The sequence below is a fragment of the Pseudomonas sp. B1-22 genome, from assembly GCF_050474425.1.
Taxonomy (GTDB): domain Bacteria; phylum Pseudomonadota; class Gammaproteobacteria; order Pseudomonadales; family Pseudomonadaceae; genus Pseudomonas.
This window is the reverse complement of record NZ_JBCHVH010000003.1, coordinates 163327-181389: the sequence shown is the minus strand read 5'-3', so window position 1 is coordinate 181389 and position 18063 is coordinate 163327. Positions and strand designations below refer to the sequence as shown.

18 protein-coding genes are annotated in these 18063 nt (G+C 66.7%); 8 read left to right on the top strand and 10 right to left on the bottom strand.

The features are described from left to right. The first annotated feature begins 28 nt into the window (after nucleotides 1-28). Nucleotides 29-1813, top strand: coding sequence for a GspE/PulE family protein (locus tag ACQ5BL_RS12870; protein ID WP_243804035.1), 1785 nt, complete (start codon nucleotides 29-31; stop codon nucleotides 1811-1813). Here the strand turns inward: ACQ5BL_RS12870 and ACQ5BL_RS12865 are convergent. Continuing rightward, the gene (locus tag ACQ5BL_RS12865) at nucleotides 1788-2804 is read right to left on the bottom strand and encodes an AraC family transcriptional regulator (protein ID WP_243804034.1); all 1017 of its coding nucleotides are present in this window, start codon (nucleotides 2802-2804) and stop codon (nucleotides 1788-1790) included. The two genes, ACQ5BL_RS12870 and ACQ5BL_RS12865, sit on opposite strands and share 26 nt — an antisense overlap. Nucleotides 2805-2957: 153 nt before the next feature. Here ACQ5BL_RS12865 and ACQ5BL_RS12860 point away from each other — a divergent pair, with 153 nt between their 5' ends. Both ACQ5BL_RS12860 and ACQ5BL_RS12855 read left to right on the top strand, forming a co-directional pair. Then, nucleotides 2958-3824, top strand: coding sequence for an SDR family NAD(P)-dependent oxidoreductase (locus tag ACQ5BL_RS12860; protein ID WP_243804032.1), 867 nt, complete (start codon nucleotides 2958-2960; stop codon nucleotides 3822-3824). A gap of 102 nt (nucleotides 3825-3926) precedes the next feature. Further along, entirely contained in the window at nucleotides 3927-4769 is an 843-nt protein-coding gene (locus ACQ5BL_RS12855) for an SDR family NAD(P)-dependent oxidoreductase (RefSeq protein WP_243804030.1), read from the top strand. Nucleotides 4770-4896: 127 nt separating this feature from the next. Here the strand turns inward: ACQ5BL_RS12855 and lgt are convergent, their stop codons facing one another. Together lgt and ACQ5BL_RS12845 are read right to left on the bottom strand one after the other, a co-directional pair. Then, on the bottom strand, nucleotides 4897-5697 hold the full coding sequence (gene lgt / locus ACQ5BL_RS12850; RefSeq protein WP_243804029.1) for a prolipoprotein diacylglyceryl transferase: 801 nt from the start codon (nucleotides 5695-5697) through the stop codon (nucleotides 4897-4899). Nucleotides 5698-5720: 23 nt separating this feature from the next. Then, the gene (locus ACQ5BL_RS12845) at nucleotides 5721-6503 is read right to left on the bottom strand and encodes a sulfite exporter TauE/SafE family protein (RefSeq protein ID WP_243804027.1); all 783 of its coding nucleotides are present in this window, start codon (nucleotides 6501-6503) and stop codon (nucleotides 5721-5723) included. A gap of 114 nt (nucleotides 6504-6617) precedes the next feature. On the opposite strand from ACQ5BL_RS12845, the gene ACQ5BL_RS12840 reads away from it, so the two are divergent. Further along, on the top strand, nucleotides 6618-7382 hold the full coding sequence (locus tag ACQ5BL_RS12840; protein ID WP_243804026.1) for an NRDE family protein: 765 nt from the start codon (nucleotides 6618-6620) through the stop codon (nucleotides 7380-7382). Here the strand turns inward: ACQ5BL_RS12840 and ACQ5BL_RS12835 are convergent. From ACQ5BL_RS12835 to ACQ5BL_RS12825, 3 genes are all read right to left on the bottom strand, one after another. Next, nucleotides 7379-8404: a sensor domain-containing diguanylate cyclase gene (locus tag ACQ5BL_RS12835; RefSeq protein ID WP_243804024.1), complete on the bottom strand. Its 1026-nt coding sequence runs from the start codon at nucleotides 8402-8404 to the stop codon at nucleotides 7379-7381. The genes ACQ5BL_RS12840 and ACQ5BL_RS12835 overlap by 4 nt on opposite strands. An 85-nt stretch (nucleotides 8405-8489) precedes the next feature. Continuing rightward, the gene (gene ptsP / locus ACQ5BL_RS12830) at nucleotides 8490-10769 is read right to left on the bottom strand and encodes a phosphoenolpyruvate--protein phosphotransferase (RefSeq protein WP_207886377.1); all 2280 of its coding nucleotides are present in this window, start codon (nucleotides 10767-10769) and stop codon (nucleotides 8490-8492) included. A 32-nt stretch (nucleotides 10770-10801) separates the two neighbouring features. After that, nucleotides 10802-11281, bottom strand: a complete 480-nt coding sequence (locus ACQ5BL_RS12825) for an RNA pyrophosphohydrolase (RefSeq protein ID WP_152227102.1) — start codon at nucleotides 11279-11281, stop codon at nucleotides 10802-10804. A gap of 147 nt (nucleotides 11282-11428) precedes the next feature. Here ACQ5BL_RS12825 and ACQ5BL_RS12820 point away from each other — a divergent pair, with 147 nt between their 5' ends. Further along, nucleotides 11429-12085 carry an HAD family hydrolase gene (locus ACQ5BL_RS12820; protein ID WP_207886378.1) on the top strand — a complete coding sequence of 219 codons (657 nt, stop codon included), beginning with the start codon at nucleotides 11429-11431 and terminating at the stop codon, nucleotides 12083-12085. A gap of 5 nt (nucleotides 12086-12090) precedes the next feature. Here the strand turns inward: ACQ5BL_RS12820 and ACQ5BL_RS12815 are convergent, their stop codons facing one another. From ACQ5BL_RS12815 to ilvA, 3 genes are all read right to left on the bottom strand, one after another. Continuing rightward, nucleotides 12091-12558 carry a DUF2269 family protein gene (locus tag ACQ5BL_RS12815; RefSeq protein WP_243804022.1) on the bottom strand — a complete coding sequence of 156 codons (468 nt, stop codon included), beginning with the start codon at nucleotides 12556-12558 and terminating at the stop codon, nucleotides 12091-12093. A 10-nt stretch (nucleotides 12559-12568) separates the two neighbouring features. After that, a complete protein-coding gene (locus tag ACQ5BL_RS12810; RefSeq protein ID WP_243804020.1) occupies nucleotides 12569-13036 on the bottom strand; it encodes a DUF2269 domain-containing protein in 468 nt (155 codons plus the stop codon). A gap of 74 nt (nucleotides 13037-13110) precedes the next feature. Further along, nucleotides 13111-14625, bottom strand: coding sequence for a threonine ammonia-lyase, biosynthetic (gene ilvA / locus ACQ5BL_RS12805; RefSeq protein ID WP_243804018.1), 1515 nt, complete (start codon nucleotides 14623-14625; stop codon nucleotides 13111-13113). A 204-nt stretch (nucleotides 14626-14829) separates the two neighbouring features. Between ilvA and rpiA the strand changes: the two genes are divergently transcribed. Both rpiA and ACQ5BL_RS12795 read left to right on the top strand, forming a co-directional pair. Continuing rightward, nucleotides 14830-15501 carry a ribose-5-phosphate isomerase RpiA gene (gene rpiA, locus ACQ5BL_RS12800; RefSeq protein ID WP_243804017.1) on the top strand — a complete coding sequence of 224 codons (672 nt, stop codon included), beginning with the start codon at nucleotides 14830-14832 and terminating at the stop codon, nucleotides 15499-15501. A gap of 91 nt (nucleotides 15502-15592) precedes the next feature. Then, the gene (locus ACQ5BL_RS12795) at nucleotides 15593-15925 is read left to right on the top strand and encodes a YegP family protein (RefSeq protein WP_207886382.1); all 333 of its coding nucleotides are present in this window, start codon (nucleotides 15593-15595) and stop codon (nucleotides 15923-15925) included. 40 nt (nucleotides 15926-15965) lie between these two features. Here ACQ5BL_RS12795 and ACQ5BL_RS12790 read toward each other — a convergent pair whose 3' ends face one another. Continuing rightward, nucleotides 15966-16895, bottom strand: a complete 930-nt coding sequence (locus ACQ5BL_RS12790) for an SdiA-regulated domain-containing protein (RefSeq protein WP_243804015.1) — start codon at nucleotides 16893-16895, stop codon at nucleotides 15966-15968. 135 nt (nucleotides 16896-17030) lie between these two features. On the opposite strand from ACQ5BL_RS12790, the gene ACQ5BL_RS12785 reads away from it, so the two are divergent. Next, nucleotides 17031-18047 carry an AraC family transcriptional regulator gene (locus ACQ5BL_RS12785; RefSeq protein ID WP_243804013.1) on the top strand — a complete coding sequence of 339 codons (1017 nt, stop codon included), beginning with the start codon at nucleotides 17031-17033 and terminating at the stop codon, nucleotides 18045-18047. Nucleotides 18048-18063 lie beyond the last annotated feature (16 nt).

Genomic DNA, 18063 nt, shown 5'->3' with positions numbered 1-18063 from the left:
AAGCCCGTCACGACCAACAGGAGTTCCGATGTCCGCCTATGCCCCATCCGCCCAGGACCGTTTGCTCGATCTGGGCGACATCCTGCGCGAACTGGTGAGCCAGGGCCGCGTGGCCCAGGATGACGCCGAGCAGTGCATGGCCATCCGCCGCAGCGCGGTGAACAACCAGCAGCATCCGCTGGAATTCCTCGCCGCCCAGCAGATCGAGGACCGCCAGCGCAACGGCCGCAAGCTCGACCTCGACGCCCTGGTGCACTGGCTGGCGGACTACTCCGGTCAACCCTACCTGCGCATCGACCCGCTGAAGATCGACGTCGCCGCGGTCACCCCGCTGATGTCCTACGCCTTCGCCCAGCGTCACCAGATCCTCGCGGTGGCCGTGGCGCCGGACGAAGTCACCATCGCCAGCGCCCAGCCCTTCGTGCAGGCCTGGGAAAGCAACCTCATCCACGTGCTCAAGCGCCCGATCAAGCGCGTGGTCGCCAGCCCCACCGACATCCAGCGCTTCACCGTGGAGTTCTACCGACTGGCCAAATCGGTCAGCGGCGCCACCGCCAAGGATCAGAAGATCAGCGGCGTGGGCAACTTCGAGCAACTGCTCAACCTGGGCGCGGCGGACCAGGAGCCCGATGCCAACGACGCGCACATCGTCACCATCGTCGACTGGCTGTTCCAGTACGCCTTCCAGCAGCGCGCCAGCGATATCCACATCGAACCGCGCCGCGATCAGGGCACGGTGCGCTTCCGCATCGACGGCGTGCTGCACAACGTCTACCAGTTCCCGCCGCAGGTCAGCATGGCGGTGGTCAGCCGCCTCAAGTCCCTGGGCCGGATGAACGTCGCCGAGAAGCGCAAGCCGCAGGACGGCCGGGTGAAGACCAAGACCCCGGACGGCGCCGAGGTGGAACTGCGCCTGTCGACGCTGCCCACGGCGTTCGGCGAAAAGATGGTGATGCGTATCTTCGACCCCGAGGTGCTGCTCAAGACCTTCGACCAGCTCGGCTTTTCGCCGGACGACATGCGCCGCTGGCAGAGCATGACCAGCCAGCCCAACGGCATCATCCTGGTCACCGGTCCCACCGGCTCGGGCAAGACCACCACGCTCTACACCACGCTCAAGCAGCTTGCGACGGATGAAGTGAACGTCTGCACCATCGAGGACCCGATCGAGATGATCGAACCCTCGTTCAACCAGATGCAGGTACAGCACAACATCGAGCTGACCTTCGCCAGCGGCGTACGCGCCCTGCTGCGCCAGGACCCGGACATCATCATGGTCGGCGAGATCCGCGACCTGGAGACCGCCGAGATGGCGATCCAGGCGGCGCTCACCGGTCACCTGGTGCTCTCCACCCTGCACACCAACGACTCGCCCACCGCGATCACCCGTCTGCTGGAACTGGGCGTGCCCTACTACCTGATCCGCGCCACCGTGCTCGGCGTCATGGCCCAGCGCCTGGTGCGCACCCTCTGCCCACACTGCAAGGCACCGATGGAACTGGACGAGGCGGACTGGCAGGAGCTGACCCGGCCGTGGAACGCCCCGTTGCCGACCAACGCCCACCGCGCCGTCGGTTGCCTGGAATGCCGCGACACCGGCTACCGCGGCCGCGCCGGGGTCTACGAGATCATGCTGCTGAGCGAAACCGTGAAGGAGCAGATCAGCGCCGATACCGACCTGATCCCGCTGCGCCGGCAGGCCTTCAAGGAAGGCATGCGCAGCCTGCGCCTGTCCGGCGCGCAGAAGGTCGCCGCCGGGCTGACCACCATCGAGGAAGTGCTGCGGGTCACTCCGCTGAGTGAGCAGAAGTAGCGCCGAGGCGGGCCGGCGAGTCCGACGGGCTCAGGCCGGTCCAACCCTTGAAGGCGCGGCGGAACGCACGGTCATCGGAAAAGCCCAGGCGCTGCGCCACCGAAGCGATGGACGCACCACTGTCTTTCATCAGCCGCTCCGCGGCTTCCCGCAGGGACGACGCACGCAACTGCAGGTAGCTGGTGCCCTGCGCGCGCAGCTGGCGGCGCAGCGTGGCCTCGCTCATGTGCAGGATGTCCGCCAGGGTCGCCGCCGACGGCAGGCGCCTGCCCTGGCGCAGGGCATGTTCCAGCAGCAGCTTCACCTGCGACGGCAAGCCGTGCTCGTCCAGCGTCTCGATGATGAAGTTGTAGGGAAAACAATCGAGGATCGCCGCCAGCTCCGCGGGCGTCCGCACCACCGGCCGGGCAAGCATGGCCGCGTCGAACAGCAGCGTGTTGCGCGGCTGGTCGAACTGCACGGGCGCGTCGAACAGTTCGAGCAGCCGGTTCGGGCGCTGCGGGCGGCCGTAGACCAGCTCCACGCCGCGCAGGTCGAGGCGCTGGCCGCTTAGCCAGGCCAGCAGCGACAGGTAGTAGTGGAGGCCGATCAGGTCGCTGAGCAGCGCGGCATCGTCGCGCGTCGCATAGCGCGAAGCCATGCTGAAGCGCACCAGCGGGCCCAGCCGCTCCAGCCGACTGGAACGCTCGGCGCCGACGAACATGATGCTGAAGCGGTGACTGCGTTCGAGTACCGACCCGATATCCGGGCAACTGATGACCGCGTGGCAGAGCATCTCGCCCGCCAGGTTGGCGAAGATGGGGGCGTTGTCACGGGCGCAGCACAGGCGTTCGAGCGCATCCATCCGGTCGCTGAACAGGCGCGCAAAGGCTGAAGGGTCGTGCCTTGCGGGTCCGTCCAACTCCTCCGTCGTCAGCGCCGGAGAATCGAAGCAGGCCAGGGCGTTGGCCAGTTGGGCCAACAGCCCTTCGGTGAGATCGGAGCCGTCCATCTGTCCCGCCGCAGCATGGTGGTGGCCGCGTCATCGGCACGCGGGTGATCGAAACTGTCCTACGATATTGCACGCTTGCGTCCTGTGCAATGAAGGTGGCGCGCTCGATAGTGCCCGCTACTCACACCTTCATACACAACGAGGATGGACGGGATGGCGGCTAAGCGATTGCTGGGCAAGACGGCGCTGGTAACGGGATCGAGCCGGGGAATCGGGCGCGCAATCGCCCAGCGGCTGGCTGCGGAAGGCGCCACCGTGGTGGTGACCGCGCGCAGCGTGGAGGCATCCGCCGGCAACCCCGGCACGCTGCGGGAAACCGTCGAACTGATCGAGGCGCAAGGCGGCCGTGCCATTCCGATCGCCTGCGACCTGGAGCGGCAGGAGGACTGCGAACGACTGATCGAACGGGTGACCCAGGTGGCCGGACCGATCGACATTCTCGTGAACAACGCAGGCCTTGCTGAATACGTGCCGCTGGAAAGCATGCCGCTCGACCTGTTCGACCGCACGCTGACGCACTACCTGCGTGCGCCCTTCATCCTCACCCAGGCGGTCATTCCGCAGATGAAAGCCCGTGGCGCCGGCTGGATCGTCAATATCGGCTCCGTCACCGCGCAGCCGCCGATCAAGCCCTACAGTGTGTTCGACACCGAGGTCGGCTCGACCGTCTACGCCACCGCCAAGGCGGCGATGAACCGCTTCACCCAGGGTGCGGCGGCCGAGCTGCTGGCGTCGAACATCGCGGTCAACATGGTCGCGCCCTCCACCGCCATCCTCACCCCCGGTGCGTCTCGCTACATCCCGGACGACTACCACGGCGAGAACGTCGCCTATCTCGCGCATACCGTGGTCGAGATGTGCCATCTGCCGGCCGCCGAGCGTTCCGGCCTGCTCACCCATTCGATGCACTTCCCCGCGGCGCACAAGCTGGCGGTGCTCGACCTGGACGGCGCCACGCCGCTGCCGCCGGCACAGATTCCGGCGTGGTCGCACCCGGCGGTGAATCCGCTGGGCGAATAACGCACCCCGTATCGGCTCCGGAGCGCTGCGGATTACCCGTGGCGCCAACCCGCAATCCCGGCGACCGGGCACGCTGCCGGGACACAAGAAGAAGAGGACTGCATGAACGAGAACATCATGGCCGGCGGCGTGGCCGTCATCACCGGCGCGGGCAGCGGCATTGGCGAAGGCATCGCGCGAACCGCCGCGTCGCGCGGCATGAAGGTTGTGCTGGCCGATATCGCCGGCGATCGCGCCGAAGCAGTAGCCGCCGACATCCGCGCGCAGGGCGGCGAGGCGCTGGCCGTGGCGACCGACGTCTCCGACGCCGCACAGCTCGATCGCCTGGCCCAGCGCGCCTACGACGCCTTCGGCGAAGTGACCCTGCTGGTCAACAACGCCGGCATCGAGATGCTCGGCTACGCCTGGGAAATCCCCGCCGCCACCTGGGAGAAGACCCTGGCGATCAACGTCCTTGGGGTCATCCAGTCGGTACGCGCCTTCGCCCCGCGCATGATCGCGGCCGGCAAGCGCGCCTGGATCGCCAACGTCGGTTCGGTCGGCTCGCTGGGCATGATGCCGATCCAGACCTCCTACATGGTCAGCAAGCACGCCGTGCTGTCGTTCAGCGAGTGCCTGGCGCTGGAGATGGAACTGGTCGGCGCGCCGATCAGCGTGTCCTGCGTGCTCCCCGGCCCCGTCGCCAGCCGCATCTTCACCGACGCCGTGCTGGGCGAGGCAGGCGGGCATTCGGACAAGCACCGCTCGATCATGGCCGACATGCTGCGCACCCACGGCCTGACGCCGCTGCAGGCCGGCGAGATCATCCTCGACGGTATCGCCGCCGGGGATTTCTGGGTACCGACCCATCCCGAAATGGCCGACGCCATGGCCCGCTCGCGTGCCGACTACCTGGTGAACGAGCGCCGCCCCCGGCTGCGCGACGAAGTGCGCGGGTTGCTGTAACCGCGTCTTTTCGTAGGAGCGAGCTTGCTCGCGAACAAACCCCGCAGCGGACCCGATTCGCGAGCAAGCTCGCTCCTACAGAATGAAAAAGCCCGCCAATTGGCGGGCTCTTTCATTCAGGCGATGCTCAGTTCGCCGTCGGCTGCGCCGGTGCGCGGCGGTAGGCCCAGACCATCAGCCCAATGCCGCCCAGCACCATCGGCACGCACAGTACCTGGCCCATGGTCAGCCAGCCCCAGGCCAGGTAGCCCAGCTGGGCGTCCGGCACGCGGACGAACTCGACGATGAAGCGGAAGATGCCGTAGCACAGCACGAACAGGCCGGACACCGAAGCGGTCGGGCGCGGCTTGCGGGTGAACAGCCAGAGGATGACGAACAGCGCCACGCCTTCCAGGGCGAACTGGTACAGCTGAGACGGGTGGCGCGGCTCCGGGCCGCCGGTGGGGAAGACCATCGCCCAGGGCACGTCGGTCACCTTGCCCCACAGCTCGCCATTGATGAAGTTGCCGATGCGCCCGGCGCCCAGACCGATCGGCACCAGCGGCGCGATCAGGTCCATCAGCTGGAAGAAGCTCTTGTTGTTGCGCTTGCCGAACCACCAGGTCGCCAGCATCACGCCGATCAGGCCGCCGTGGAACGACATGCCGCCCTTCCACACCTCGAAGATCAGCGTCGGATTGGCGATGTACTCCTCCAGGTTGTAGAACAGCACGTAGCCCAGGCGACCGCCCAGGACCACGCCGCACGCCACCCAGAACACCAGGTCGGAGAGTTTCTCCTTGGTCCAGGTCGGGTCGAACTCGTGGAGCTTGCGCGAGGCCAGCAGCCAGGCGCCGCCGATGCCGATCAGGTACATCAGACCGTACCAGTGGATTTTCAGCGGCCCGAGCGCGACGGCAACCGGGTCGATCTGTGGATAAGGCAGCATCCGCTACTCCTTCAAACTGGAACTCAGATCAGGAAACTCAAGCCCACGCAGAACAGCAGCAGGGCGAACAGGCGCTTCAGGACTTTTGCCGGCAGGCGGTGCGCCAGCCGCGCCCCGATGCGCGCGAAAAACATGCTGGTCAGGGCAATGCCCACCAGCGCCGGCAGGTAGACGAAGCCCAGGCTCATCCCCGGCAGCTTGGCGTTGTGCCAGCCGACGGCGATGAACGATATCGCACCGGCGATGGCAATCGGCAGTCCGCAGGCGGACGAAGTCGCAACCGCCTGTTGCATGGGAACGCCGCGCCAGGACAGGAAAGGCACCGTCAGCGAGCCGCCGCCGATGCCGAAGATCGCCGAGGCCCAGCCGATCACGCCACCGGCAACGCCCAGGCCGACGCGGCCGGGCACCTCGCCGCTGCCCTTGGGCTGCAGGCCCAGGGCCATCTGGATCGACACCAGGATGGCGAAGACACCAATGATCTTCTGCAGCACAGGCCCCTGGATCTTCGAGGCGGTGACCGCGCCCAGCGCACTGCCGACCAGGATGCCGACGGTCATCCACAGGAACAGCCGCCAGCGCACCGCACCACGGCGGTGATGTTCGAGAATCGAATTGGTCGAGGTGAAGATGATGGTCGCCAGCGAAGTACCGACTGCCATCTGCGTCAGCACCTCGGCGGAAAAGCCGTGGGCGCTGAAGCTGTACACCAGGACGGGCACGATGATCAGCCCGCCGCCGACGCCGAACAGGCCGGCCAGCACGCCGGCGCAGGCGCCAAGCACCAGGTAGAGGACGAACTCCATGGGGCAACCTTCGTCAACAAAGCGGGCATGGTAGCCGATGCCTCCCGGGCGCTCCAGCCACACCGGGACATCGGCGGAGTTGATAGACTGCCGACACACTACGGAGTTCGACCCATGTGCCTGATCGTCTTCGCCTGGCGCCCCGACCACGCCACGCCGCTGATCGTCGCGGCCAACCGCGACGAGTTCTACGCCCGCCCGACCCTGCCGCTGGCAGCCTGGGAGGACTTCCCTGGTCTGTACGCGGGCCGCGACCAGGAAGCCGGCGGTACCTGGATGGGCATCGCGCCCGGCGGTCGCTTCGCCGCCCTGACCAACGTCCGTGACCCGGGCCAGCCGCTGGGGCCGCGCTCCCGCGGCGAGCTGGTCGCCGCCTTCCTGCAAGGCCGGCAGGCGCCGCTGGAGTACCTGCAGCAGGTCGCGCGCCGCGCCAGCGACTACAGCGGCTTCAACCTGCTGGTGGGCGACGCCGGGCAGCTCTGTTATTTCAATCCGCGCGTAGGCCCGCCAACGGCGGTGGCGCCCGGCGTGCACGGGCTGTCCAATGCCGCGCTGGATACACCCTGGCCGAAGCTGGTGCGCGCGCGCTCGGCCCTGGAGACGCGGCTCGCACAACCGGACACGGAGTCGCTCGTCGCCCTGCTGGCCGACGACCGCCAGGCCAGCGAGGCGGAACTGCCCGAAACCGGCGTGGGCCTGGCCACCGAGAAGCTGCTGTCGAGCGTGTTCATCGCCAGCGCAAACTATGGCACCCGCGCCAGCACGGCGCTGATCGTCCACGCCGACGGCCGCCGCGAGCTGCTGGAGCGCAGCTTCGGCCCCAGCGGCGCGCGCCTGGGCGATGTCCGGGTGAGCATCCTCCAGCCGGGCGCGATCTAGCAGGTGACGATGCTGTCGCGCTGCCGCTTGGCGCGGTAGAGGCCGTCGTCCAGCCGGCGCATCAGCGCCATCAGGTCCTCGCCGGGGTGCATCGCGGTGACCGCGAAGCTGGCGGTCAGCTCGACCGGCAGCGACGTCTCCGCGCCGCGCACGCACACGCGCAGCCGCTCGGCCAGCTCCCGCGCCGCATCGCAATCGGTCTCCGGCAGCAACACGATGAACTCCTCGCCGCCCCAGCGGGCGAAGCAGTCCTCCTCGCGCAACTGCCGCCGCACCACGTCCGCCACCGCCACCAGCACGCGGTCACCGGCCGGGTGGCCCAGGCTGTCGTTGACGCGCTTGAAGTGGTCGAGGTCGAACATCATCAGTGCACAGGCATGGCCGTGGCGCTGCAGGCGCTGCCATTCGGCGTGCATCTGCTGCTCGAAGCGACGGCGGTTGGCGATCTGCGTCAGCGGGTCGATTTCGGCGAGCCGCAGGGCCACCGCCGCCTGCTCCACCAGCGCCTCGTTGGCCCGGCGCAGCGCTTCGGTGCGCGCTTCCACCAGCGCTTCGAGCTGCTGGTTGAGCTGCTGCAGTTCGAGGTTCTTCTGCTGCAGGGCCAGTTCGGCCAGCTTGCGCTCGTGGATATTGCGGTGGGCGCCGATCATCCTTGTGGCCTTCCCCGTCTCGTCGAACTCGACGAAGCGGCCGTGATCGCTGACCCACAGGTAGCTGCCGTCGCGGCAACGGCAGCGGTATTCCTCGGCGTAGATTTCGCTGCGCCCCTCGATGTAGGCGTTGAAGCCGTTCATCACCTGCTCGAAGTCGTCCGGGTGGATCACGTCATGCCAGGTCGCGACATTCTCCGGCAGGCTGTCGGTGCCGTAGCCGAGCATGCTGTACCAACCGGGGCTGCGGCTCACATGATTGGTGCGGATGTTCCAGTCCCAGATGCCATCGCTGACGATCCCCAGCGCCAGGCGCAGGGTCAGGGCACTCTCACGGGAGTCCGTGCCGGGGCTGACGTCGAGCTCGTCCATAAGCTTCGCCTTGGCCGGCAACCGGCCTTGCCTTCTTGATGCCTCCCGGGGCCTGTGCGCATCCGGGAGGGTATGAGAGCCGGCGTCAGGCCTGGATGGTCGCCGCCGGGTTGATCACACGGCCGAGGCCGAGGTTGCGCAACGCCAGGTGCAGCGAGCTGTGGATGACCTGGGGGTTGTCGAAGGTCATCAACTGGCCGAGCAGCTCGCGGGCCTTGGACAGGGTCATCTGCCGCAGCAACCATTTCACCTTAGGCAGGTTGGTGGCGTTCATCGACAGGGAATCGAAGCCCATGGCCATCAGCAGTACGGCAGCCGCCGGATCACCGGCCATCTCGCCGCAGATACTCACCGGCTTGCCTTCGGCGTGGGAGTCGTCGACCACCTTCTTCAGCGCCTGCAGCACGGCCGGGTGCAGGTAGTCGTAGAGGTCGGCGACGCGCGGGTTGTTGCGGTCCACCGCCAGCAGGTATTGGGTCAGGTCGTTGGAGCCGACCGAGAGGAAGTCCACCTGGCGGGCCAGTTCGCGGGTCTGGTACACCGCCGCGGGGATCTCCACCATCATGCCGATCGGCGGCATGGGGATGTCCACGCCCTCGTCGCGCACTTCGCCCCAGGCCCGGTGAATCAGGTGCAGCGCCTCTTCCAGCTCGTGGGTACCGGAGATCATCGGCAGCAGGATACGCAGGTTGTCCAGGCCTTCACTGGCCTTGAGCATGGCGCGGGTCTGCACCAGGAAGATTTCCGGGTGGTCGAGGGTTACGCGGATGCCGCGCCAGCCGAGGAAGGGGTTCTCTTCCTTGATCGGGAAATAGGACAGCGCCTTGTCGCCGCCGATATCCAGCGTGCGCATGGTCACCGGCAGCGGGTGGAAGGCGGAGAGTTGCTCGCGATAGATGGCGAGCTGTTCCTTCTCGCTGGGGAAGCGGTCGTTGATCATGAACGGCACTTCGGTGCGGTACAGGCCGACACCCTCGGCGCCGCGCTCCTGGGCGCGCGCCACGTCCGCCAACAGGCCGGTGTTGACCCACAGCGGCATGCGATGGCCGTCCAGCGTTTCACAGGGCAGCTCGCGCAGCGCGGCCAGGCCCTTGCTCAGTTCCTTTTCTTCGGCGACCACTTCGCCGTATTGCTTGACCAGCTGCGGCGAGGGGTTGGTGTAGATCTCGCCGTGGTAGCCGTCGACGATCAGGTCGATGCCGTCGACCTTGGAATACGGCAGGTCGACCGCGCCCATGACCGTGGGGATGCCCATGGCGCGGGCGAGGATGGCGACGTGGGAGTTGCCCGAGCCGAGCACCGAGATCAGGCCCACCAGCTTGCCCTCGGGCACTTCGCCGAGCATGGCCGGCGACAGCTCCTCGCTGACGATGATGGTCTGGTCCGGGTAGGTCAGGGTCTGCTTACGCTCTTCCTGCAGGTAGGCGAGGATGCGGCGGCCGATGTCCTTCACATCCGAGGCGCGCTCGCGCAGGTAGGCGTCGTCCATCAGTTCGAAGCGCTGCACATGCTCCATGACCACCTGGCGCAGGGCACCCTGGGCCCACTGGCCGGTGCGGATGATGCGCTTGACCTCCTGGCCGATGGAGGCGTCGTCGAGCATCATCAGGTAGACGTCGAACAGCGCCCGCTCTTCCTTGCGCAGCTGGGTGGCCAGCTTGCTGGAGAGGTTGCGCATGTCTTCGCGGACGGATTCCAGGGCCTGCTTGAACAGCTCGACCTCGGCCTCGACGTCGTCGATGGGTTTGTCCGGGACCACTTCCAGGTCGGCCGGCGGCAGCACCACCACGGCCTTGCCCACGGCGACGCCGGGGGCGCCGGGGACGCCGACGAACTTGGCCTCGCTGATGCCCTTGCCGAGCTTGCCCAGACCACGGATCGAGCCGGTCGCCTCGGCGTGGGCGATTACGCCGGCGAGCTGTGCGCTCATGGTCACGAGGAAGGCTTCCTCGCCTTCGTCGAACTGGCGCTTTTCCTTCTGCTGCACGACCAGGACGCCCATCACCCGGCGATGGTGGATGATCGGTGCGCCGAGGAAGGAGGCGTAGCGTTCCTCGCCGGTCTCGGCGAAGTAGCGGTAGCGGGGGTGTTCGGAGGCGTTCTCGAGGTTCAGCGGCTCCTCGCGGGTGCCGACCAGGCCGACCAGACCCTCGTTGGGCGCCATGCTCACCTTGCCGATGGAGCGCTTGTTCAGGCCCTCGGTGGCCATCAGCACGAAGCGGTTGCTCTCGGCGTCCAGCAGGTAGACCGAGCACACCTGGGTGCCCATGGCCTCCTTCACGCGCTGCACAATGATGCCCAGCGCCGCCTTGAGGTCCTTGGCGGAGTTCACTTCCTGGACGATCTTACGCAGCGTGTTGAGCATGGCTTCCGGGTCTAACTCCTTGAACTTGCGTATCAGTCGCGCGCGAGCAGGCGCGGTGCCAATTCCTTCAGTGCCCGGCGGTAGACCTCGCGCTTGAAGGTCACGACCTGGCCGAGCGGGTACCAGTAGCTGACCCAGCGCCAGCCGTCGAACTCCGGTTTGCCGGTGACATCCATGCGCACCCGGCTTTCCTCGCCGGTCAGGCGCAGGAGGAACCATTTCTGTTTCTGCCCGATGCACAGCGGTTGGCTGTTGGTCCGCACCAGGCGTTGCGGCAGGCGGTAACGCAGCCAGCCACGGGTACAGGCAAGAATCCGTACGTCCTGTTCTTCCAGGCCGACTTCTTCATTCAATTCGCGGAACAGCGCTTCCTCAGGGGTTTCGCGGGCGTTGATGCCGCCCTGGGGAAATTGCCAGGCTTCCTGGTTGATACGCCGTGCCCACAATACTTGTCCGACATCGTTGGAAAGGATGATGCCGACATTAGGGCGAAAACCATCGGGATCGATCACGGCGGTACATCCTCGAAATCGCGTGTGCCCGCATTGTTCCACAAAGCTTGTGAAAGCGGCAACGCGAGGCGCGGCGTCATGTGCAGGGCCGGCAAAAGCCGTTACTCTAGGCGACTTTTCAGCATAGGCAACCATTGGTAATCCGACGTGCGATTGGCTCTCTTCGATCTCGACAACACCCTCCTGGCCGGTGACAGCGACCATAGCTGGGGCGAATGGCTGTGCCAGCGCGGGCTGGTCGACGCCGGCGAGTACCAGGCGCGCAACGACGCCTTCTATGCCGACTACATGGCCGGCACCCTGGACGTGTTCGCCTACCAGGCCTTCACCCAGGCCATCCTGGGCCGCAACAGCCTGGAGCAGCTGGCAACCTGGCATCGCCAGTTCATGGAAGAGGTCATCGAGCCGATCATCCTGGCCAAGGGCGAAGCCCTGCTGGCCGAACACCGCGCCGCCGGCGACAAGCTGGTGATCATCACCGCCACCAACCGCTTCGTCACCGGCCCGATCGCCGAGCGCCTGGGCGTGGAAACGCTGATCGCCACCGAGTGCGAGATGCAGGGTGGCCTCTATACCGGCCGTACCTTCGACGTGCCCTGCTTCCAGGGCGGCAAGGTGACCCGCCTGAACCGCTGGCTCGACGAGACCGGCCTGAAGCTGGACGACGCCTACTTCTACAGCGACTCGCGCAACGACCTGCCGCTGCTGGAGCTGGTGGCCAACCCGGTCGCCGTCGACCCGGACGACACCCTGCGCGCCACCGCCATCGAACGCGGCTGGCCGGTGATCAGCCTGCGCGGCTGAGAACCTCAGAAGGTCTTGTTCACCATCAGGTGAAAAATCGCCAGGAAGGCCAGGAACGCCGGCCAGCCCAAGGCGAACCACCAGCGCATATAGAGGAAGGCTTGCGGCGGTAGCGCCACGCCTTCCCGGTGCGCCGCCTCGGCCATGTCCCGCACGCGGATCTGCAGCCACACCACCGGCAGCCAGCAGGCGCCGGCGAATACATAGAGCGACAGGCTCCACAGCAGCCAGCCCGAATCCAGCGGCCAGCCGGCGATATGCGCCATGGCCAGCCCGCTCAACGGCTGGAACACCGCCGTGGTGGCGATGAACAGCCAGTCGGCGGTCACCAGATGGCGGAAGGTGACCCGGATCGCCTCCAGGCTGCCGCTGCGCCACGCGCGCCAGGCGTAATAGGCCGAACCCAGGCCGGTACCGAACAGCAGCGTGGACGAGAGGATGTGCAGGGTCTTGAGCAGCAGGAAGGCGCTCACGAGGCGAGCATCAGACCGGCTTGCTGATCATCAGCACCAGGATGGCGACCACGCAGAGCAGCGAGAGAACGAAAAAGGCCAGGCCGAACTTCCATTCGCGCACCGCGCGCACGGCTATCGGCTCGCCACTGCTCTGCGCCACCAGCGCCAGGCCGCGGATGCGCCACAGGCGGCTGGTGAACAGCAGCCAGAACAGCGTGGCGACGATCAGCAGGCAGGCGCTGCCCAGCAGCCAGGTCTGCCCCAGCGGCAGGCCCGCGCCGTGCACCATCTGCCAGCCGGTGACCGGCAGGCTGGCGATGCTGCCGGCCACCAGTACCCAGCCGGCCAGACCGATGCGTTGCAGCGCCGTGGCGATCTTCCCGGCATCCCCCCCGCGCCAGCTGCGCCAGCCATACCAGGCCAGGCCGATGATCGAGAGGAACGGCAGCACCGCCGCGATACCGTGGAGGATTCGGAGGGTCTGGTAACTTTCCATGGTCATGCGTTCCTGTGAACAATCCGGTGTTCAGCGAAGACTAGCACCCGCCGTAGCGGCCCGGCTCCCCGGCGTCAGCCGAGGAACAGGCGATAGGCGGGGTTGTCGCTTTCGTCCCAGTAGGGGTAGCCGATCTCTTCCAGCGCCGCGGCCACCAGGTGCTTCTCCTCGTCCGGCACCTGCAGGCCGGCGACCACGCGGCCATCGGCGGCACCGTGGTTGCGGTAGTGGAACATGGTGATGTTCCAGCGCCCGCCCAGACGGTTGAGGAAGTTGAACAGCGCGCCGGGCCGCTCGGGGAACTCGAAGCGGAACACCTGCTCGCCGCTGACCCGCGGCGAGTGGCCGCCGACCATGTGGCGGATGTGCAGCTTGGCCAGCTCGTTGTCGGTCAGGTCCAGCACCGGGAAGCCCTGGTCGCGCAGATGCTCCACCAGCGCCTCGCGCGGGTCGTTGTCCGGGTGGGTCTGCACACCGACGAAGATGTGCGCTTCCTCGTTGGTGTTGTAGCGGTAGTTGAACTCGGTGATCTGGCGCTTGCCGATGGCCTCGCAGAAGGCCTTGAAGCTGCCCGGACGCTCGGGGATGGTCACCGCGATGATCGCTTCGCGCTTCTCGCCCAGCTCGGCGCGCTCGGCCACATGGCGCAGGCGGTCGAAGTTGATGTTGGCGCCCGAGTCGATGGCCACCAGGGTCTGGCCGCTGGCGCTCTCGCGCTGCACGTACTTCTTGATGCCCGCCACCGCCAGCGCGCCGGCCGGTTCGGTGATCGAACGGGTATCGTCGTAGATGTCCTTGATCGCCGCGCAGATCTCGTCGGTGCTGACGGTGATCACTTCATCCACGTACTGCTTGCAGACATCGAAGGTGTGCTGGCCGATCTGCGCCACGGCCACGCCGTCGGCGAACAGCCCGACCTGCCCCAGTACCACGCGCTCGCCGGCGGCCATGGCGGCCTGCAGGCAATTGGAATCATCCGGCTCGACACCGATCACCTTGACGTCCGGACGCAGGTACTTGACGTAGGCGGCGATGCCGGCGATCAGGCCGCCGCCGCCGACCGGGACGAAGATCGCGTCCAGGCGGCCCGGATGCTGACGGAGGATTTCCATCGCCACGGTGCCTTGGCCGGCGATCACTTCCGGATCGTCGTAGGGGTGGATGTAGACGTAGCCCTTCTCTTCCACCAGCTTCAGCGAGTACGCCAGCGCCTCGGGGAAGGCATCGCCGTGCAGCACGGCCTTGCCGCCGCGGGCGCGCACGCCCTGCACTTTCAGCTCCGGCGTGGTACGCGGCATCACGATGGTCGCCTTGATCCCCAGCTCACGGGCCGCCAGCGCCACGCCCTGGGCATGGTTGCCGGCCGAGGCGGTGACCACGCCGCGCGCCAGTTCTTCCGGGCTCAGCTGCGCCAGCTTGTTGTAGGCGCCGCGAATCTTGAAGGAGAACACCGGCTGCAGGTCTTCGCGCTTGAGCAGAATCTGGTTGCCCAGGCGCTCGGAGAGCTGGCGGGCGGGCTGCAGGGGCGTTTCCACGGCAACGTCGTAGACACGCGAGGTGAGGATCTTCTTGACGTATTGTTCGAGCATCGGAAGGGCACATTCGGCGGCATTTTCGAGGATTTGCGAGTCTACTCCAGCCGGCGCCGGGCGGGCCACCGAACAATCCGCGCGCAGATGACCGTAACAGTTGCCCGGCGGCGCAACACCGGCGCGCCATCGACCGCTATAATCCGCCCTCTCGAACATTCTCCGGCGCTTTCGCGTCCACCCCAGGTAAGAAGACCCTTCGCCATGAACCAGGATCAGCTCAAGCAGGCTGTGGCCCAGGCCGCCGTCGACCACATCCTTCCGCACCTCGACAGCAAGAGCATCGTCGGCGTGGGCACCGGCTCCACCGCCAACTTCTTCATCGACCTGCTGGCGAAACACAAGGCCGAGTTCGACGGCGCCGTGGCCAGCTCCGAAGCCACCGCCGCACGCCTGAAAGGCCACGGCATCCCGGTCTACGACCTGAACACCGTCAGCGAGCTGGAGTTCTACGTCGACGGCGCCGACGAGACCAACGAACGCCTGGAACTGATCAAGGGCGGCGGCGCCGCGCTGACCCGCGAGAAGATCGTCGCCGCGGTGGCCAAGCAGTTCATCTGCATCGCCGACGCCAGCAAGCTGGTGCCGATCCTTGGCGCCTTCCCGCTGCCGGTGGAAGTCATCCCCATGGCCCGCAGCCACGTGGCGCGCCAACTGGTGAAGCTGGGCGGCGACCCGGTGTACCGCGAGGGCGTGCTGACCGACAACGGCAACATCATCCTCGACGTGCACAACCTGCGCATCGACAGCCCGGTGCAGCTGGAAGAGGCGATCAACAACATCGTCGGCGTGGTCACCAACGGCCTGTTCGCCGTGCGGCCGGCTGACCTGCTGCTGCTCGGCACCGCCGAAGGCGTGAAATCGCTCAAGGTCTGAGCCCGCGGGGCGCCATCCACCCGCTGGCGCCCTCCGTCCCGCTCGCGGCCGTCTACGCTGGGGGATACCTTCCACCCAACGGAGAAACGGCATGGCCGGCAAGTACCATCTCAAGAAGGCCAGTGATGGCCAGTTCCACTTCAACCTGCACGCCAGCAACGGCGAGATCGTGCTGACCAGCGAGCTGTACAAGGCCAAGGCCTCGGCCCAGGACGGCATCGAGTCGGTACGCAAGAACTCCCAGCGCGAAGGCGCCTTCGAGGTGAAGACCGCCTCCAACGGCAAGCACTACTTCGTGCTCAAGGCCACCAACGGCCAGGTCATCGGCCAGAGCCAGATGTATGCCAGCCAGGCCAATGCCGAGGGCGGCGTGGCCGCGGTGAAGCGCTATGCGCCGGAGGCTACGGTCAGCGACGAGACCTGAAACCGCTGCTGTCGGGTTCCGAAGAACGGGGCGGAGGCATTCAGGGCGTCTCCGTCTCGCGCTTCCTGAACACGTAGAACAGATTGGGTTCGCTGACCAGGTACAACGTGCCCTGTTCGTCCATGGCGATACCCTCCGCCTGCGGCACGCCGCGCCGCAGTCCCTGCATGCCGCGCAGCAACGACAGCGTGCTGATCGGCTCGCCATCGGCGCTGAGCTCCTGCACCAGCCGGGACTCGTCGGATAGCGCCAGCAGGTGCCCGCTGCGCTCGTCGTACTGCAGGCTGGAGAGGTCGCGGACGAACAGGTTGCGGTTGTGCTCGAGGTCTTCCACCACATGCACTGCGAAGGGCTGCTGCGATTGCTCGTAGGGGAAGCCGCGCACCTCATAGATATGCACCGGATTGCGCTCCTTGGCGACGAACAGGCGCTTGCCCTGTGCGTCGTAGGCCAATCCCTCGAAGCCACTGTTGCCGCCGCGTCCCAGCGCCAGGGCGAGCTGCTGGGCGTCTTCGGCGCGCAGCTCCTTCGTCTCGTCGCGCAATTCGACGCGGAGCAGGCGCTGGTGGGTTTCGTCGGTGATCACATAGACATTGCGGCTGATGTATTCGATGGCCTCGGTATCGCCGAAGCCGTGCAGCGCAATCCTGCGCAGCACCTTGCCCTCCAGCGACAACTCGATCAGTTCATTGTGCTTGTTGGTAACGGTGAACAGGGTCTGCCGGTCCGGATCGTAGGTCAGCGCCGAGACGTTCTCCTCGAGCCCCTCGATCGGCTGCGCCTCCAGCACCACCCGGTAGTCGGGCAGCCAGATGGACTTGCCCTTCCACTGCGCCGCGTGACGCCATTCGTTGAGCTTGAACCAGGCGCGTTCATACACGCGGAAGCTCTGGCCCAATGCAAGCAGCGAGGCCAGGGCGAGCAGCGCCAGCAATGGGAGTAAACGGCGCGGTTTGAGCAGACGGCGCATGGAGAGCTCGGGGTTGGGTTGGCGTGGCAGATTGGCAGTGGCGCCTGAAGCCAAACTTAAAGGCCATCGGTGGCTGCGGGCAGGCTAGAGTCAGGTTAGCGCAAGACCGTCCGATCCTTCGCAAGAGGTATACAGATGGCCCAGCATCTGCTCCCCGAACAACGCCAGCAAGCCACCCTGCACACCGTGGTGCTGGCGACCGAGGTGCTGCATCACGCCGGTATTCCGCGCCAACGGCTGTTGGAAGGCAGCGGCATCGGCGAAGCGGACCTGCTGACCCCGCACAAGCTCATCACCCACGCGCAGGAACTGCGGGTCTTCGCCAACGCCCTGAGTTGCCACCACGATCCGGCGCTGGGTCTCTATCTCGGTCTGCGCATGCACGTTTCGGCCTACGGCATCCTCGGCTACAGCATGCTCGCCAGCCGCACCCTGCGCGACGCGCTGCAACTGGCGCTGTCCTTCCCCGATCTGCTCGGCACCTACTTCCGCCTGGCGCTGACCCCGCAGGGCGATGAAGTCCACCTGACCGCCGACGGCTACCGGTACGCGCCGGAGCTGACGGTGTTCAACACCGAGCTGTGCCTGACCTCGCTGCTCACGGTGATCCGCGACCTGCTCGGCGAGTCGGTGCGCCCGCGCCGCCTGCTGCTGGCCTACCGTCCGCCGCTGCACGCGGAGACCTACACCGAACGCCTGGGTTGCCCCGTGGAGTTCGGTGCGCCGACCAGCGCGCTGTGCTTCAGCCCGGCGCTGCTCGACCGCCCGCTGCCGCTGGCCGACCCGGTGAGCTGCCACAACGGCGTGCAGCAATGCCTGCGCATGAGCGCGACGCTCAGCAGCCGTGGCGACGTGATCGAGCAATTGCGCCAGCACCTGGCCAGTCACCTGCAGGACACCGCCAACCTGGACACCGTGGCGCGCCACCTGCACCGCTCCACCCGCACCCTGCGCCGTCACCTGCAGCAGCAGAACACCAGTTATCAGCAGGTGCTCGACGAGGTGCGCTTCGACCGCGCGCGGCAACTGCTCAAGGACACCGACCTGCCGATTTACCTGATCGCCGAGCAGCTCGGCTACAGCGAGACGGCGAGCTTCCGGCATGCGTTCCATCGCTGGAGCGGGTCGAGTCCGAGCCTGTATCGGGGCTGAAGCCACGACCGGAAAC